General features: G+C 62.2%; 16 protein-coding genes. 5 read left to right on the forward strand and 11 right to left on the reverse strand.

Features of this window, described 5'->3' with window-relative positions:
- The first annotated feature begins 6 nt into the window (after positions 1–6).
- On the forward strand, positions 7–819 hold the full coding sequence (locus ACXIUA_RS10195) for a GDSL-type esterase/lipase family protein (RefSeq protein ID WP_070363231.1): 813 nt from the start codon (positions 7–9) through the stop codon (positions 817–819).
- Positions 820–826: 7 nt separating this feature from the next.
- Here ACXIUA_RS10195 and ACXIUA_RS10200 read toward each other — a convergent pair whose 3' ends face one another.
- The 11 genes from ACXIUA_RS10200 to ACXIUA_RS10250 all read right to left on the reverse strand — a co-directional run bounded on the left by ACXIUA_RS10200 (position 827) and on the right by ACXIUA_RS10250 (position 11083).
- The gene (locus ACXIUA_RS10200; protein ID WP_256000698.1) at positions 827–1558 is read right to left on the reverse strand and encodes a DsbA family protein; all 732 of its coding nucleotides are present in this window, start codon (positions 1556–1558) and stop codon (positions 827–829) included.
- On the reverse strand, positions 1551–1892 hold the full coding sequence (locus ACXIUA_RS10205) for a DUF2304 domain-containing protein (RefSeq protein WP_256060129.1): 342 nt from the start codon (positions 1890–1892) through the stop codon (positions 1551–1553). The genes ACXIUA_RS10200 and ACXIUA_RS10205 overlap by 8 nt, the downstream gene beginning before the upstream one ends.
- Entirely contained in the window at positions 1889–2572 is a 684-nt protein-coding gene (locus ACXIUA_RS10210; protein WP_256021601.1) for a glycosyltransferase family 2 protein, read from the reverse strand. Before ACXIUA_RS10210 ends, ACXIUA_RS10205 begins: the two co-directional genes overlap by 4 nt.
- Before the next feature lie 13 nt (positions 2573–2585).
- Positions 2586–3377 (reverse strand): glycosyltransferase, encoded by a 792-nt coding sequence (locus ACXIUA_RS10215; RefSeq protein ID WP_256021604.1) that lies wholly within the window; start codon positions 3375–3377, stop codon positions 2586–2588.
- 11 nt (positions 3378–3388) lie between these two features.
- A complete protein-coding gene (gene rfbA / locus ACXIUA_RS10220) occupies positions 3389–4237 on the reverse strand; it encodes a glucose-1-phosphate thymidylyltransferase RfbA (protein WP_070975181.1) in 849 nt (282 codons plus the stop codon).
- Positions 4238–4241: 4 nt separating this feature from the next.
- Positions 4242–4571, reverse strand: a complete 330-nt coding sequence (locus ACXIUA_RS10225) for a hypothetical protein (RefSeq protein ID WP_256021606.1) — start codon at positions 4569–4571, stop codon at positions 4242–4244.
- A 10-nt stretch (positions 4572–4581) separates the two neighbouring features.
- The gene (gene rfbD / locus ACXIUA_RS10230) at positions 4582–5874 is read right to left on the reverse strand and encodes a dTDP-4-dehydrorhamnose reductase (protein WP_457976760.1); all 1293 of its coding nucleotides are present in this window, start codon (positions 5872–5874) and stop codon (positions 4582–4584) included.
- Positions 5874–6860, reverse strand: coding sequence for a dTDP-glucose 4,6-dehydratase (rfbB, locus tag ACXIUA_RS10235; protein ID WP_252931924.1), 987 nt, complete (start codon positions 6858–6860; stop codon positions 5874–5876). Before rfbB ends, rfbD begins: the two co-directional genes overlap by 1 nt.
- Positions 6861–6866: 6 nt before the next feature.
- The gene (locus tag ACXIUA_RS10240; RefSeq protein ID WP_256021608.1) at positions 6867–8048 is read right to left on the reverse strand and encodes a hypothetical protein; all 1182 of its coding nucleotides are present in this window, start codon (positions 8046–8048) and stop codon (positions 6867–6869) included.
- 16 nt (positions 8049–8064) lie between these two features.
- Complete coding sequence (locus ACXIUA_RS10245) at positions 8065–9204, reverse strand: alpha/beta hydrolase (protein WP_457976761.1); 1140 nt, start codon at positions 9202–9204, stop codon at positions 8065–8067.
- 604 nt (positions 9205–9808) lie between these two features.
- Positions 9809–11083 (reverse strand): alpha/beta hydrolase, encoded by a 1275-nt coding sequence (locus tag ACXIUA_RS10250; RefSeq protein ID WP_252931920.1) that lies wholly within the window; start codon positions 11081–11083, stop codon positions 9809–9811.
- Between the two features lie 107 nt (positions 11084–11190).
- Between ACXIUA_RS10250 and lpdA the strand changes: the two genes are divergently transcribed.
- The 4 genes from lpdA (at position 11191) to ACXIUA_RS10270 (ending at position 16708) form a co-directional block, all read left to right on the forward strand.
- Complete coding sequence (gene lpdA / locus ACXIUA_RS10255) at positions 11191–12603, forward strand: dihydrolipoyl dehydrogenase (RefSeq protein WP_256042396.1); 1413 nt, start codon at positions 11191–11193, stop codon at positions 12601–12603.
- A 541-nt stretch (positions 12604–13144) separates the two neighbouring features.
- The gene (locus ACXIUA_RS10260) at positions 13145–13918 is read left to right on the forward strand and encodes a succinate dehydrogenase cytochrome b subunit (RefSeq protein WP_070363223.1); all 774 of its coding nucleotides are present in this window, start codon (positions 13145–13147) and stop codon (positions 13916–13918) included.
- 22 nt (positions 13919–13940) lie between these two features.
- Positions 13941–15959 (forward strand): fumarate reductase/succinate dehydrogenase flavoprotein subunit, encoded by a 2019-nt coding sequence (locus ACXIUA_RS10265; RefSeq protein ID WP_256007633.1) that lies wholly within the window; start codon positions 13941–13943, stop codon positions 15957–15959.
- A complete protein-coding gene (locus ACXIUA_RS10270) occupies positions 15959–16708 on the forward strand; it encodes a succinate dehydrogenase/fumarate reductase iron-sulfur subunit (protein ID WP_256000707.1) in 750 nt (249 codons plus the stop codon). The genes ACXIUA_RS10265 and ACXIUA_RS10270 overlap by 1 nt, the downstream gene beginning before the upstream one ends.
- Position 16709 lies beyond the last annotated feature (1 nt).

The raw sequence follows: 16709 nt of genomic DNA on the forward strand, positions 1-16709 counted from the left end.
GCACTTGTGTTTCGTAAGTTGACGGCGGCGATCGTCGCGACCGCGCTGGCCATTGTGCCAGCGCAGGCCACCGCGCAGCCGCGTAACATGGTGGTTTTCGGCGATTCAGTCATTGCCGACCCAACAGTCCACGACTGGGCGGCAGGAAAAATCGGCGCCACGCCACAAGGCTCCTCGGATGCGAAGGTCTGGTGCCCAACCGGTGCGAGGAATTGGGGCAAGCAGGCGGCTGCGCGCCTCGGGTTGCGGGCAATGGACTACTCCTGTGCCGGCACCGTTTCAACTCGCGTTGGCCCCTATTTCTCCCTGCAGGTTGACCGCGCGTTGCGCGACCGCGCCCTGAACCCGGCAACGGCCCGCGTCATCATCTCGACCGGCTTCAATGACACCTATTCGACCGGCGGCCGGTCCCCGGAGCAGGTGCGTCGCGCCTTCGTCGACGCGATGGTGCCGCAGGTGAACCGTATCCGGGCGGCGGCGCCGAACGCGCGCATCCAGATTGTCGGCTACCCGAAGATCACGCAGGGCGACCGCGTGTGCCTGTTTCAGCTGGGCAACAACATGCACGACGCCACCCCGATGCCCTTCGTGCAAGCGTGGGAGGACACCGCGCAGTGGATGCAGGTGGACCTGGCGCGCGCAGCGGGTGTCGAATTTTTGGACCTGAAGCCGTCCACGTGGAACAACAACATGTGTGCCCCGGACCACATCCGGATGTGGGCCGGGCTGGTCGATTTCGGCCCTTCGCCACGCAACATGCCGCTGCACGTGAACCAGCGCGGCCACGCCCACGTCGCGGACGTCATCGCGCATTCCTAGAAACTAGCTACTTGGCCAGCGCGTCCTCGATGGCCTGCTCGAAGGCCTCGTAAGGCTGCGCGCCGATGATCTCCTGGCCGTTGACCAAGAAAGACGGGGTGGAGTTGAAGCCTGCGCGCTGCGCCAGGTTGTTAGCGTCCTGGAGTGCGGCGTCGTACTTGTCGCTGGCGGCGTCGGCCTTGAACTTCTCCATGTCCGGAATGCCTGCGGCTTCAGCGAAGCGGACGAAGTCCTCCATGGCGAAGTCGGGGTGGCCGTTCGCCTTGATGGCCTCTGCCATGTAGGCGTCCTGGTACTCGAAGAATTTGCCTTGGTCGGCGGCGGCGCGGCCCGCGCGGGCTGCTTCGACGGCGGCCTGGCCGTTGACTACGAAGTCGTTGAACTCGATGCGCACCTTGCCCTCATCGACGTAGTTCTTGATGATCTGCGGCATGATCTCAACGTTGGCCTTGATGCAGAATGGGCAGTCCCAGTCGGAGAACTCGGAGAGGACGACGGGGGCGTCGACATCGCCGAGGGCCATTGGGTCGTTGGCGTCGCGGCGCTCGATCTCGGCGGCGGCCTCGTTCATAGTCGGTTCGGCGGCAGGCTCTTCAGCGGCCTGAGACGGTGCAGTCTGGGCGGTCTCCGTGGCGGGTGTCGCGGAGTTCGCGCCGATGACGTAGCCGCCCACTCCGGTGCCGATTGCCAGTACTGCCGTAAACGCCCACATCAGTGGTGGGATCTTGGTATCACTCATTGTGCTCCTTTGGTTGTTCTGCGTTTTGTAATGCTACCGCCCGCGCCAACCTGGCGTAGCGCAGCTCCTGTTCACGGAACCTGGTCCAGGTCGAGATGGTGGTGAAGAAGAACGCGATGATCAGCACGTACAGCATCAGGTCCGTGCCGCGGGCAACGCCCAACCAGTTGGCAAGGATGGTGACGTCGTCGGGGCGCAGGATCGCCCAGATGGCGGCGATGAACATCGCGCCGAAGCCGATCTTCACCCAAGCTTTCGCGTTCGCCTTGCGGCGGTTAGCAAAGAAGTAGAGCGCCAACAGGACGGTGGCGCAGATCAGTGCGAACTGGATCATGGGAGCCTCCCTGCCACGATGTTGTCGGCCAGGATGTTGACGCCGTTAATGAGCGACTGGCCCTTGCTCATCGAGTACTCGGTGTACAGGATCTCCACGGGCTCCTCGGCGACGCGCCACTTATGCTGGTCGATCAGGGCGACGATCTCGGATGCGTGCGACATCCCGTTCATCCGCAGGTTCATCTCGTTGGCCACTTTGAGGTTGAAGGCGCGTAGGCCGTTGTGGGCGTCGCTAAGGCCGAGGCGACGAGTGCGCGGCGAGAGCATCACCACCGTGCGCAGCACCACGCGCTTGATCCACGGCACCTGCGAGCTATCTTGGCCGGCGAAGCGAGTGCCCACCACGATATCGAGCGGTTCGGTGCGCAGGCGCTGCACCATGCGCAGGACGTCCTTGACCTGGTGCTGGCCGTCGGCGTCGAAGGTGACAAAGTACTTCGCACCCGGCTGGGCGCGCGCGTACTCCACCCCGGTCTGGATCGCAGCGCCCTGGCCCAGGTTCACCGGGTGGTTCACCAGGTGGGCGCCGGAGGCGCGGATGGCGTCGGCCGAGTTGTCGCGGGAGCCGTCGTTGACGGCCACGATGTTCGGGAACGTTTCCCGCGCATGCTCAATGACCTGCTGGATAACGGGGCCTTCGTTATAGCAGGGGATGATGAGCCAGGTGTCGTCGTTCATGTTGCCCGAAATGTTACCCCGCGCGGTGGAAAAGCCGCGCATAAACGCGCTTCAGCAGTGGCTTCGGTAGCAGTCGGTAGAGGGTGCGCACTGCGACGTTCACCATCGCGCGCGTGCGGCCGATCAGGCCGTAGCGCACCAGTCGGATCTGCATGTCTACCTCCGAGGTGAACATGTCGCTGCCGGTGCGGCGGTCGAACTGCTCGTCGGTGACACGGAAGTAGGTGAGCGGCTCCTGCATGTTGTACAGCGTGTAGCCCTCGGCGATGAGGCGCGCGAACAGGTCGTAGTCCTCCATGAGGTGCACGTCCTGGTACCCGCCCACAGCCTTGACGTCCGCGGTGCGGTACATCACGGAAGGGTGGTTCATCGGCGAGTTCATCTTGGCGTAGTGTGCGGGGTGCTCGGGCAGGCGCCGGATGCCGCCGGTGCGCTCACCGTCGAACTCCTGCACGGCGGTACCCACCACGGACACTTCGGGGTGCTGCCGCAAAAACTCGAGTTGTCGCTCAATGCGCTGGGGGAACGCCTTGTCGTCGGAGTCGAGCTGCGCCACGAACTCGCTGTCGATCGTCTCCAGCGCCGCCTGCAGCGCGGGGCCCGCACCGCGGTTTTCGTCACAGCGCACCACGCGCGCCCCATACTTCTCGACGACCCCTTCGACCCCTTCCGCCACCGGCCCATCAAAGACGACCACGACCTCGTCCGCGGGACGGGTCTGCTCAGCGAGGGATTGCAGCGCCTCAGCGAGCTGGTCAGGAACAGTGCCGTGGTAGGCAGACAGGAGCGCAGTAACGGTGGACATGGATACCGATACTAGTTGCGTGCGGCGTCGAGAAGAAATGTGCCGTAGCCCGACTTCACCATGGACTCACCTAGGCTGACCAGCCTGTCCACAGAGATGAACCCCTGCTCGTAGGCGGCGACCTCCGGCGAGCCAATCACCAGGCCGGTGCGCTTCTGCAGCACCTCCACGTAGGCGGAGGCCTCCGCCATCGAGTCGATCGTGCCGGTGTCCAGCCACACGTCACCCCTGTTCAGACGGTGGACCCGCAGCTGGTTCGCCTTCAGGTACGCCTCGTTCACGCTGGTGATCTCCAGCTCACCGCGGGCGCTCGGCGTAATCGTCTTCGCGATGTCCACGACTTGATTGTCGTAAAAGTACAGCCCGACCACGGCGAAGTTGGACTTCGGGTGCTCCGGCTTCTCCTCAATCGACGTGGCCACGCCATTCGCGTCGAAGTCCACCACGCCGTAGCGGTGCGGGTCGGAGACCTCGTAGGCGAAGATGGTGCCGCCGGTGCCGTCATGGCTTAAGTCCAGGGCGCCGTCGAAAATGTTGTCACCCAGCACGAGCGCCACCGAGTCATCCCCGATGAAGTCCTCGGCGATCAGGAACGCCTGGGCAAGGCCGTCGGGGGAGGGCTGGATGCCGTAGTGGAGCATGATGCCCCAGTCGGAGCCGTCGCCAAGCAGGCGCCGGAACGCGGGCGCGTCCTCCGGCGTGGTGATCACCATGATCTCCCGGATACCAGCGCTGATCAGCGTGGTCAGCGGGTAGTAGATCATGGGCTTGTCGTAAATCGGCATCAACTGCTTCGAAATACCCTTCGTAATCGGGTAGAGCCGGGTGCCGGACCCGCCGGCCAGAATGATGCCCTTCATCGACTTAGCGCTTCGGCAGGATCTTATCCAGCGGCAGCTTCTCGATCACAGCCAGCACCGTGGTCAGAATGCCCATGATGAACAGGACGAGCGCCGGGGTGGACACGTTCGACGTGTCACCGGCGGACAGCGCCATCGCCGGGTCCGTCGGAGCGGTGTTCGTCGTGGTGGTGGCCTCAACTGTCGGGGTGACCGTCGCCGTCACCGTCGGGGTGACGGTGACCGTGGTGGTTGCCGGGGCCGAAGGGGTAGAAGTTTGGGTGGAAGCGAACGCCGGGGTTGCCACCACCAGTGCCCCCGCCACCGCGAGAGCTGCAAGAGAAGTGCGATTCATGCAGTACAACCTACCCAAGATAGAGCGCCAACGCAGCTCTCCAGTTCATGGGGGCAAAGCCCGTCGCCTTAATCTTGTCCAGCGCAAGCGTCGATTCCGCAGGCCGTGGCGCCTTGTCCCCGTACTCCTTTGAGGTCACCGGGTGTACCTGCGCGGGGTCCTTGCCCATCCCGATGAATACCGCCATCGCGATCTCGTCACGCCCCACCGAATCCCCATCCGAGGTGATGTTGTACACACCGTACTCAGTTTCGTTGGCCAGCAGGTGGCGGATGCCCTTCGCCAGGTCCTCCGCTGACGTCGGCCGCCCGCGCTGATCCTTCACCACGCGCGGCTCCTTGCCCGTCTCCGCGAGTTGGCGCATCGTCGCCATGAAGTTTGCCCCATCGCCGAACACCCACGACGTCCGAATCACGTAGTGCCTGCGCGCCAGCTGCGCCGCCGTCTCCCCGGCAGCCTTCGACGCCCCGTAGCGGCTCAGCGGGCTCGGCAGCTCCTCCTCCGTGTGCACCTCCTGGGTGCCATCGAAGATGTAATCACTGGACACGTGCACCAACACCAAGTCGTGCTCGTTGGCCGCCCGCGCCAGCTGCGCTGGGGCCTCCGCGTTCACGCGCCACGCGCCCGCCGGGTCATCCTCCGCGCCGTTGACGTCGTTGTAGGCCGCGCAGTTGATCACCGCCCAGTACTTCGACCAGTCCACGCCCTCCAGGTTCGTGATGTCCAGCTGGTCCCGCCTGCAGAACTCCGCCTCATCCGGCCCGTAGAGCTCCTGCAGCGCGCGGCCCAGCTGCCCGTTCGCGCCCGTCACGAGGATTCTGCGCTGGGGGACGGGGGTGGCGTCGACAAGCATGGGGTGGGTGAGGTCAGCCTCCGAAAGCTCCGTGGGCTCCATCGGCCACTCGACCTCCTTGTAGGAGCAGTAGGCGTAGCGCGCGCCGGGCTGGTATCGCTCGTTGACCAGGTAAATGTACGTCGTGTCGTCCTCGAGCGCCTGGAAACCGTTGGCCACCCCGCGCGGCACAAATACTGCCGTCTCCGGGCCGACCTCGCAGCTGAACGTCTCCCCGAACGTCGCGGAGCCCTCCCGCATGTCCACCCACGCCCCGAACACGCGGCCCGACGCCACCGACACCCACTTATCCCACGGCTCAGCGTGCATGCCGCGAGTCGCCCCGCGCCGCGCGTTGAAGCTCACATTCTGCTGCACCGGCACCAACTTCTGCCCCGCCCAGTTCTCCTTGAACCAGCCGCGGTTGTCGCGGTGCACCGCAAGCTCGTGGACTTCCAACCCAGCAATCATTACTGTCCTCTCGCCTCATAACGCTTCTCGACGTCCCCCTTCGCCCCTTCCCACCACCAGCGGTTCTCGCGATACCACTCGATGGTTTGCTGCAGCCCGTCGCGCAGATCCTTCGTGTAACGCGGCCGCCACCCAAGCTCGGTAGTGAGCTTCGTGGAGTCCATCGCGTAGCGCTGATCGTGCCCGGGGCGGTCGTTGACGTGCTCGTACTCGCCACCCATCAGCTCGCAGATCATCTCGATGACCTGCTTGTTCGTGGTGTGGTCGTTGTCCGCGCCGATGTTATACGTCTCACCCAGCTTGCCGCGTTCCAGGATGGTCAGCACGGCGTCGTTGTGGTCGTCGACGTGGATCCAGTCACGCACCTGCGCGCCCGTGCCGTACAGCTTCGCGGGCTGCCCGCACAGGATGTTCGTGATCTGGCGCGGGATGAACTTCTCCACGTGCTGGTACGGCCCATAGTTGTTGGAGCAGTTCGAAATCGTCGCCTGAATACCAAAACTGCGGATCCAGGCCCGCACCAAATGATCCGAGCCGGCCTTCGTCGCCGAATACGGACTCGACGGCTTATACGGCGTCGCCTCCGTGAACTTCTCGTTGCCCGTCAGCGGCAGGTCTCCGAACACCTCGTCCGTGGAAATGTGGTGCAGCCGCGCCCCGTGCCTGCGCACTGCCTCCAACAACACATACGTGCCGATCAAATTCGAGTGAATAAACGGCGACGGGTCCTCCAACGAATTATCGTTATGCGACTCCGCCGCGAAATGCACCACCACATCCGACGCCCCCACCAAGTCACCCACCAGCGCCTCATTAGCGACGTCCCCCTCCACCAACTCCACGTCCAACCCCCGCAGATTCGCCGGGTTGCCCGCGTACGTCAGCTTGTCCAGGACCGTGACCTTGTAGTCAGTGCGCTCGGTGACCATCCGCACGAAATTCGCGCCGATGAAGCCCGCACCACCAGTGACCAGCATTGTTCCCATGGGCTTCTACCTTAGCCGGAGCGCCACCAAATGTACCGCCGCCCCCGCCAGCGGGCCCGCGAACAAGGCCGTGAGCACGACGGAGTGGACGTCGACATCCACGAGCCGCGGCATCACCCCCAGCACCGCGAACGCCACCGCCGTCGCCGTCAGCCACCCCGCGACGTACCAGCCGTGCCGCTCCAGCGACAGCACCGCCACCCCCGTAATAATCAGCGCGCCCATAAACGCCGACGCGAACGTGAGCACCCCAAGCGTCAACCCATCGACGTAAAACTCCGGGTCAAACGCCAGTTTTAGAATCCAGGGGCCCACCGCCCACGCCGCGGCGAAGCCCACAACGCCCAGTCCGAGCACCGCAGCCACCGGCTGCACCAACGCCGCAAACAACGCTTCTCGACGCTCCACAAACCTCACCACCAGCGCCGACTGGAAACGCTGCAACGGCACCAACACCGGCGCCCGCGTCAAAATCACCGCGTTCATAATCGCCGCCACCGACGCCTGCGGGAACGCCGCGTTCACCGCCGTCGGGAAGCCCGTGATCAGCGCCGCCGACGCCCCCGACGCCACCATCGCCGTCAACACCCGGCGCACGAACACCCCACGATGCACATCCAGCGGCACCCGCAAATGCTCCCGGCGCAACACCACCAGCCAGCTCAACGCGCCGACCACCGTAATCACCAAAAACGCAGGCAGGCCCCACCCCAGCGCCCACGCCAGAAGCGCCAATACCAGCCGCACACCCGAATCCAGCGCCACCAGCGCCGCGTAGCGCTCCCACAACTGCGCCCCCGATAGCACCCCGCCCAGCACCGCCTGGAACACGTACATCACCAGGCCAACCTGCAGCAGGGCAGTGGCCGTCAGCGTACTTCCGGGAACAGCAGTGCCGATGAACAGCGCGCCCGCCACCGCCGCCACAACGACCACCACCAGCGCCGTCCACGCCCCCAACCGCCACGGATTCGCCGAACCCCGCCGGCCATCCTCGCGCGCCGCCGCGACGGCACGCGTGGTCTCGTGGGTGAGGCCGTCGATAAGCCCGGTGGACGCGAAGAACAACCCCCAGTACGCAGCGAAGTAGCGGTAGGCCGTGTCGGCGTCGAGTGCTTTCGACGCCACCCACAACACCACAAAGCCGCTGACCGCCGCGAACAGCGTGGCAAAAGAAAGGTGCTTCACCTGGCGTTACATCGCCTTACATTCCGAACGACGGCGCGATCGTGGTAAACCACGCCTTGTGCAGATCCTCGCGCCAGTACGGCCACGAGTGCGTCCCCGCATTCCGGAACTCATACTGCGCTGGAATATTCAGGCCTTCCAGCTTCGCTCGCAAATCATGCGAACACTTATTAATCGCAGCCTCAATCACGCCGCCTTCAACCTGCAGAATCGCCGAACCGACACTCGCCGCAGGTTGCGGAAGCCCCTGGCCAACCAAGTAACTCACCTGATCCTGGCGGCCCGCCAGGCCCGTGCCCGTCGAAATATACAAGCGGGTCCCGCGCAGCTTCTCCGCATTCACAAGCGCATCGTTGTAGCGGTTATTCGGGCTGCCCATCGGGCCCCACATCATCTCCGGGGTCACCGTCCGGTAATCCAACGTTCCCGACGCCCGGTTCACCGTAATCCGGCCGAACTGGTACGCCTCAGGCGTCGACGTCGCCGCACACCCCGAGAAGGACGCCGCAGACTTATAGAACCCGGGGTAGTGCGTCGGCAACACCAGAGACGTGGTCCCCGACATCGAGAATCCCACAATCGAACGGCGATTCTTGTCCGCCCCCAGCAGCCCCTCAATCGGCCCCGGCAACTCCTTGACCAGGAACGTCTCCCACTTCTGTGGGCCGTTAATGTAGCGCGAGCGCACATTGTCACTCACCCAGTCCGTGTAGTACGAAAACGCGCCCTCCTGCGGAATCACAACATTGACGCCCTTGCCTGCGAAGAACTCGCGAGCATCACTCATGCTCAACCAGTCCTGGTGCTGCTCCGCACCACCAGCGCCGTTCAGCAGGTAGATCGTCGGAGCGTTCTGCACGCGCTGCCCCGCAGCATTCGTCGCAGGCAACACCGCCACCGGGATATCCCGACGCATCGACGGCGAATACACCAAGAAGCTCAACACCTGCTTATGGTCAACCTTCTCGACCCACTTCTGCGGCTTCCCGTCCGTCTTCGCCAACGGTGGATTCGCAATTGCGTTCCAGGGCTTCACCGTACCCACGGGCTGGGCCGATGCTGCTGGCGTAACTGCTGGGACCGCCTGGAGTGCCGACAAAGGAATGGCTACAGCCATCGCTGTAGCCACAACCGAACGAGTGATGCGCTTCAACATGGAAGCCATCCTACTTTACAGATGTGGCAATTGGGGCTTCTGGTGTCACTTTGTTCGGCGTTTCGTGCAAGAATGTGGGAAGTATTTCGTTCTTACAGAATTTCTCTTTGAAAGAAGGTAGTTGCAATGAACCCGATCGAGTCCATGCAGGTCGCCATCAACAACGTCCTCGGTGAGCTGATCCACTTCGGCTCCTCGACGTCTTCCACCATCGCATACGGCATGGGCCTGTTCTAGGGGCTTCGCCCGCTTGAACCCGTCGCGCCACCTGTTGTTGGGTGGGCGGCGGGTTTTTGTGGTTCGTGCAGGGCGCTGCGCACCAAATTCCTTAATTTTTTGGGGGCAGGTTTGTGTTTCCCCAGGTCGCCGAGTGGGCGTGAGGGAATTTGGTGTCTTGTGGAAACGCTGGAGTGCCAAAGGGCGCAACCTTATTTAGGCTAGACATTCAAACCTGCAGGTGAGAAAAGCGCTAGATGTTAAGGGTTGCGTCCTTTGGCACTGGTCGACCAGGGGGCGCACCAAATCCCTAGTTTTCGGCGGGATGGTTTGCGTTTCCCCAGGTCGCCGAAGGGAGCGTGAAGGAATTTGGTGTCTGGGGCGGGAGTTAGAGCCCAAGCGCCGGCTTGATGGTCTGCTTCCAGGACAGCTCCAAGTCCTCCTTCCAGATGCGCCATGAGTGGGTGCCGGTGGCGCGCAGGTTGGCGTTGTATGGGATGTCGTTGGCCTTGAGCTTGACCAGCAGGTCGTGGGTGCAGGCGTTCATGGCGGCTTCGATCACGCCGCCCTCGACGATGAGGGTTTGGGCGTTCGCGGAGGCCTGGACGAAGTCCATGTCGCGGGTCTTGCGGAGGAAGCCGACGGTGTCACTTTCGGCGAAAAGGCCCGTTGCGCTGGAGATGTACAGCTTGGTGCCCTTGAGCTTCTCGGCGTTGACGAGGGCGTCGTTGTGTCGGTTGTACTCGCTGCCGGCGCGGCCCCACATCTCCTCGGGCTTGGCGCCGCCGCGGTTGACGGTGAGGTTGACCCAGCCGTTCGGGATGCCCGTCGAGGTAGCGGCGCAGCCGGAGAAGGAGCCGACGGCGGCGTAGCGTCCAGGGTTGTGCTCGGCAAGGAGGAGTGCTGAGGTGGCGGACATGGAGAACCCGACGACGGCGCGCTTGTCGTTGGCCTCGAGGTAGGGCTCGATGGCGTCGGGAAGCTCGGAGCCCAGGAACGTGGACCACAGCTGTTTGCCCTGCAGGTAGCGGGAGTTCGGCTCGTAGAGCCAGTCGATGTAGTAGGAGAACGCACCCGCCATCGGGATGACGACGTTGACCGGCTCGTCTTCGAAGACCTTCTTCACCACGGTGCCCGCTTGCGCGATCCAGTCAGTATCCTGCTCGGAGCCACCGGCGCCGTTGAGGAGGTAGACGGTGGGTGCGTCGGGTACGCCCGCGCGGATCACACCGACTGGGATGTCGCGTTCCATGGCGGGGGAGTAGACGCTGAGCTTCTCGGAGCCCTTGATGCCGTCGATGTTGGTGAACCAATACTGATCGCCGCCGCTGGGTTTTTGCGGTGCGGTTTCCAGCTTCTTTACGCGCGCGATGGCATCGTTTGTGGTTTCGGCACCCTCGGCTGTGGGGATGTCGGCGTCATCAAGCGTGGGTTCGGTGCTGTCTTCCTCTACGACTTCGACGACCGTCGTTTCCTCAACCTTGGTTGTGGTCGTGGTGGTCTTCGAGGAAGAGGTCGTCGTCGCCTCACTTATCGACGTCTCCTCTACGCTCTGGGCGGCAGAAATAGTCGTTGCCTGTTCGGATGGTGCAACGGCATACCAGCCTCCTGCAGCGATCGCGACGGCGGCGGCTCCGGCGATAGCTGGACGCGCAATATTCACGGGGTGCTCCTCAACTATTTGTAGGTGGTGAAGGTGGTCCTTCAAGCATTCTATTAAAGTGTCCGATATTGAAGCGAAAACGTTACAAGCAACGTATTCTATGGGGCGTGACTAAAGAGCATTATGACGTTGTTGTCCTCGGCGCTGGCCCTGGTGGCTATGTCGCCGCCATCCGAGCAGCGCAGCTGGGCCTGAAGGTTGCGGTCATTGAGAAGCAGTACTGGGGAGGTGTGTGCCTCAACGTTGGGTGTATCCCGTCGAAGTCGTTGATTAAGAACGCGGAGATCGCCCACATCTTCAACCATGAAGCGAAGACGTTCGGCATCAAGGGTGATGTCGAGTTTGATTACGAAGACGCCCACAAGCGCTCCCGCAAGGTCTCCGAGAAGATCGTTGGTGGCGTGCATTACTTGATGAAGAAGAACAAGATCCAGGAAATCCACGGTCTTGGCTCCTTCACCGATTCCAACACGATCGAGATCACCGAAGGCGATGACAAGGGCAAGACCGTCACCTTCGACAACTGCATCATCGCGACGGGCTCCGTCGTGCGCACTCTGCCAGGCATCGAGCTGAGCAAAAACGTTGTGTCCTTCGAGGAGCAGATCCTCAACGAGGATGCGCCGAAGTCCATGGTCATCGTGGGTGCGGGCGCTATCGGCATGGAGTTTGCGTACGTGCTGTCCAACTACGGCGTGGACGTCACCGTTATCGAGTACATGGACCGCGTTCTGCCGAACGAGGACAAGGACGTGTCCAAGGAGATCGCGAAGGCGTACAAGAAGCTCGGCGTCAAGCTCATGACCGGCCACGCAACCACCGCGGTGCGGGACAACGGTGACTCGGTCGAGGTGGACGTCAAGAAGAATGGCACCGACAAGACTGAAACGCTCACCGTTGAGCGCGTCATGATCTCTGTCGGCTTTGCCCCGCGCGTCGAGGGCTACGGCCTGGACAAGGCTGGTGTCAAGCTCACCGAGCGTGGGGCCATCGCTATCGATGACCGCATGCGCACCAACGTAGACGGCATTTACGCCATCGGCGACGTCACCGCGAAGCTGCAGCTCGCGCACGTTGCCGAGGCGCAGGGCATCATCGCCGCCGAGACCATCGCGGGTGCCGAAACCCTCGAAATCGAGGACTACATGATGACGCCGCGCGCCACCTTCTGCAACCCTCAGGTCGCCTCCATGGGTTACACCGAGGAGCAGGCGAAGGAGAAGTGGCCAGACCGCGAAATCAAGGTTGCGACCTTCCCGTTCTCCGCGAACGGCAAGGCAGTCGGCCTGGCTGAGACCGCGGGCTTCGGCAAGATCGTCGCCGACGCCGAATACGGCGAGATCCTCGGCGCACACCTGGTTGGCGCCAACGTTGCCGAGCTGCTGCCGGAGGTCGTCCTCGCCCAGCGCTTCGACCTCACCGCTGGCGAAATCGCCCGCTCTATCCACATTCACCCAACCCTGTCTGAGGTGCTGAAGGAAGCGGCCCACGGCATCGAAGGCCACATGATCAACCTGTAGCCTTTTTCTTCTCGACGCCCGGTCCCGCCTGTTGGTGGGACCGGGTTTTGCGCTGTGTGGGTGGGGTTCTCGCTCAGTTGCCCTGCCTTCGCGCCTTCTTACATTGCTCCGGTCGAGGAGTTAAAGGAGTGCGATGCTGGTCGCCTCTTTTGGCCAACCCCGTCCGATTTTTACCGACCTGCATCGCACGCTTCTAAGCGCACGCTTCGAACGTTTTGGGGCGCGCTGACGGGGTAGTAAAAGGACCGCTCACCCTCCCATTTCCCGATGTTTGAAGCAGACTCTTGACTACCGACCTTTGGGGGTAGTTCGAAGATTTTATAGACGTTACGCGCAGGTCGTGAGTAACATCACAAATTAGGTTTACCTTGGTTTGTTCTCATACTGAATATGTGCAGGGTGTCGCCATGCTTAAAATTTCGAAAATTTGCCAAGCGCGTCCGGGCGGTGAATTTTGGGTGAAAATCAGGCGAAAGAAACATGCTCTGACTAGGCAATAGTGAAGAATGGTGCCTAAAGTGGTTGTGACACTGGAGGTGCCATGACTGTACAAAAAACAGACCGTGAAGCAATTCGTCACGGAAAAATTACTGAGAAGCCGCTACGAGAGCGGCCAGGGTTCCCAACATGGGCAGTAAAGCTCGAGATGGCCATCACTGGCCTCATCTTCTCGCTCTTCCTTCTTGTTCACATGGTGGGCAACCTGAAGATTTTCATGCCGCTTAAGGCTGATGGCGGCGCACACATTGATGACTACGGCGAGTGGTTCCGCACGTTTGGTGAACCACTGTTCCCGCGCGGAGGATTCCTGTGGATTCTCCGTATCGTCCTGCTGACCTGCCTGATCCTGCACGTGTATGGTGCGTTCACTCTGAAGAAGCGTTCCGCCGAGTCGCGCGGTACGTTCAAGCGCACGAACCTGATGGGAGGCTGGCAGTCCACCGCTACGCGTTGGATGCTGGTGACCGGCGTCATCCTGCTGCTGTTCATCATCTTCCACATCCTGGATCTGACCGCGGGCACGGTTGTTGCTTCTGAGCAGTTCGTTCATGGCAATGTTCGTGACAACCTGATTGCAACCTTCGCTCCTGAGCGTTGGTACGTGACCCTGTTCTACCTGGTTGCCATGCTGGCGCTGCTGCTGCACCTGACGCACGGTGTGTACTTGGCAGTTTCTGACCTTGGATGGCTCGGCGAGCGTGGACGCGGCGTAATGGTCGTGTTGGGGTACGTACTGCCGTTCATCGTTGTTCTTGGAAACGTCATCATGCCACTGGCCATCATGGCTGGTCTTATCCCGGGGTACACCCGCTAACGGCTGATTAGGAGAAACTTTAATGACTACCTCTTTGAACCAGACGCAGGACGAGGTGTTCCGCCAGCCGGAGTCCTCGGCTCCTGGCGTCACCATTGGCCGCATTCTTGATAATGCAATGCCGGACCGCCACAAGGTCCGGATGAAGGACATGTGGGAGTACCAGAAGGACCACATGCAGCTGGTGTCCCCACTGAACCGTCGCAAGTTCAAGGTGCTCGTTGTGGGCACGGGCTTGGCTGCCGGTGCTTCTGCCGCCGCATTGGGCGAGCTGGGCTACCAGGTACAGGTCTTCACGTACCATGACGCTCCTCGTCGTGCACACTCCATTGCAGCGCAGGGTGGCGTCAACGCTGCTCGCGGCAAGAAGGTTGATAACGACGGCGCGTACCGCCACGTGAAGGACACTGTCAAGGGTGGCGACTACCGCTGCCGTGAGGCTGACTGCTGGCGCCTGGCCGTCGAGTCGGTCCGCGTGATTGACCACATGAACGCGATTGGTGCTCCGTTCGCGCGTGAGTACGGTGGCTCCCTGGCTACCCGTTCCTTCGGTGGTGTGCAGGTCTCCCGTACCTACTACACCCGTGGCCAAACGGGCCAGCAGCTGCAGCTGTCCACCGCTTCGGCGCTGCAGCGTCAGATCCACCTGGGCAACGTTGAGATCTTCACGCACAACGACCTGATCGATCTGATCATTACTGAGGAAGACGGCAAGAAGCGTTGCCGCGGTATTGTTACCCGCAACCTGATTGACGGCTCCCTGACCCCGTTCACCGGCCATGCTGTTGTGCTGGGTACCGGTGGTTACGGCAACGTGTACCACAAGACCACGTTGGCGAAGAACTCGAACTCCTCCGCGATGATGCGTGCGCACGAGCTTGGTGCGTACCTGGCGTCGCCGGCGTTCATTCAGTTCCACCCGACCGGCCTGCCGCTGAACGCGAGCTGGCAGTCGAAGACGACGCTGATGTCCGAGTCCCTGCGTAACGACGGCCGCATCTGGACCCCGAAGGAAAAGGGCGACGACCGCGACCCGAACACCATCCCAGAGGACGAGCGCGATTACTTCCTGGAGCGTCGTTACCCGGCGTTCGGTAACCTCGTGCCGCGTGACGTTGCGTCTCGTGCTATTTCGCAGCAGCTTAACGCCGGTTTCGGTGTTGGCCCGCTGCACAACTCGGCGTACCTGGACTTCAAGGATTCCATCGAGCGCCTCGGTGAGGACACTATCCGTGAGCGTTACGGCAACCTCTTCGAGATGTACGAGGACTCCACCGGCGAGAACCCATACAAGGCTCCGATGCGTATTGCGCCGACGGTGCACTTCTCCATGGGTGGCCTGTGGACCGACTTCAACGAGATGACGTCTATCGACGGCCTCTTCGCAGCCGGTGAGTGCTCCTGGACCTACCACGGTGCGAACCGCCTGGGCGCGAACTCGCTGCTGTCCGCATCGGTCGACGGCTGGTTCACCATTCCGTTCACGGTGCCGAACTACCTGGCGGATCACCTGAACGAGCCGGTGTACGGCGAGGACGCTCCGGCATCCGTCGAAGCCGTTGAGCGTGCGCAGAAGCGCATTGACAGCCTGATGAACATCAAGGGCTCCGACCCGCACGGTCCGGAGTACTACCACGTCAAGCTGGGCGAGATCCTCTACCTGCACTGTGGCGTGGCACGTACCGCGGACAGCCTGCGTGAGGGCATCGACAAGATCCGCGCACTGCGCGATGACTTCTGGGCGAACCTCCACATCCCAGGCCGCGCTGATGAGATGAACCAGGTCCTCGAGGCTGCGCTTCGACTGGTTGACTACATCAACCTCGGCGAGCTGATGTGCATCGACGCACTTGACCGCGACGAGTCCTGTGGCGCTCACTACCGCATGGACCACCTCACCGAAGACGGCGAGGCCCGCCGTGACGACGAGAACTGGTGCTTCGTCTCCGCATGGGAGACCGTGGGCAACGACCAGTTCGTGCGTCACGCCGAGCCACTGTACTTCGATTCGATCCCACTGATGACGAGGAACTACAAGTAATGAAACTGACACTTGAGATCTGGCGTCAGGCCGGACCCGATACTGAAGGCCACTTCGAGACCGTCGAGGTGCCGGACGCAGTTGAGCAGATGTCTATCCTGGAGCTGCTCGACCACGTCAACAACCGATTTGTTGAGGAAGGCAAGGAGCCTTTCACTTACGCTTCTGACTGCCGCGAGGGCATCTGCGGTACCTGTGGCCTGACCATCAACGGTCGCCCGCACGGTGCGGACCAGAACGTCCCTGCATGTCTGCAGCGCCTGGTGAACTACAACGACGGCGACACCCTCAAGATTGAGCCGTTCCGCTCCGCTGTGTTCCCGGTCATCAAGGACCTCGTGGTTGACCGCTCCGCGCTCGACCGCGTGATGCAGCAGGGCGGCTACGTCTCCGTCTTCCCGGGCACCGCCCCGGACGCAGACACCCTGTCCGTCAACCACCACGATTCCGAGCTTGCACTCGACTACGCAGCCTGCATCGGCTGTGGTGCTTGTGTGGCTGCGTGCCCGAATGGCGCCGCGCACCTGTTCACTGGTGCTAAGCTGAAGCACTTGAAGCTGCTGCCACTGGGCAAGCTGGAGCGTGGCCGTCGTGCACGCAAGATGATCGACGAGTTGGAAACCAACTTCGGTCCTTGCTCCCTGTACGGCGAGTGCGCAGACGTCTGCCCTGCAGGCATTCCGCTGGATGCGGTCGGCGCGATCAACGCCGAGCGTGTCCGCGCGGCCGCCCGCGGCGGCGACGACTAAA

Source organism: Corynebacterium sp. UMB8791 (genome assembly GCF_054166365.1).

Excerpts from the sequence above, each read along its gene's own strand:
- ACXIUA_RS10200 (WP_256000698.1), bottom strand. The coding sequence starts at position 1,558 with ATGAGTGATACCAAGATCCCACCACTGATGTGGGCGTTTACGGCAGTA.
- ACXIUA_RS10205 (WP_256060129.1), bottom strand. The coding sequence starts at position 1,892 with ATGATCCAGTTCGCACTGATCTGCGCCACCGTCCTGTTGGCGCTCTAC.
- ACXIUA_RS10210 (WP_256021601.1), bottom strand. The coding sequence starts at position 2,572 with ATGAACGACGACACCTGGCTCATCATCCCCTGCTATAACGAAGGCCCC.
- ACXIUA_RS10215 (WP_256021604.1), bottom strand. The coding sequence starts at position 3,377 with ATGTCCACCGTTACTGCGCTCCTGTCTGCCTACCACGGCACTGTTCCT.
- rfbA (WP_070975181.1), bottom strand. The coding sequence starts at position 4,237 with ATGAAGGGCATCATTCTGGCCGGCGGGTCCGGCACCCGGCTCTACCCG.
- ACXIUA_RS10225 (WP_256021606.1), bottom strand. The coding sequence starts at position 4,571 with ATGAATCGCACTTCTCTTGCAGCTCTCGCGGTGGCGGGGGCACTGGTG.
- rfbD (WP_457976760.1), bottom strand. The coding sequence starts at position 5,874 with ATGATTGCTGGGTTGGAAGTCCACGAGCTTGCGGTGCACCGCGACAAC.
- rfbB (WP_252931924.1), bottom strand. The coding sequence starts at position 6,860 with ATGGGAACAATGCTGGTCACTGGTGGTGCGGGCTTCATCGGCGCGAAT.
- ACXIUA_RS10245 (WP_457976761.1), bottom strand. The coding sequence starts at position 9,204 with ATGTTGAAGCGCATCACTCGTTCGGTTGTGGCTACAGCGATGGCTGTA.
- ACXIUA_RS10260 (WP_070363223.1), top strand. The coding sequence starts at position 13,145 with ATGACTGTACAAAAAACAGACCGTGAAGCAATTCGTCACGGAAAAATT.
- ACXIUA_RS10265 (WP_256007633.1), top strand. The coding sequence starts at position 13,941 with ATGACTACCTCTTTGAACCAGACGCAGGACGAGGTGTTCCGCCAGCCG.
- ACXIUA_RS10270 (WP_256000707.1), top strand. The coding sequence starts at position 15,959 with ATGAAACTGACACTTGAGATCTGGCGTCAGGCCGGACCCGATACTGAA.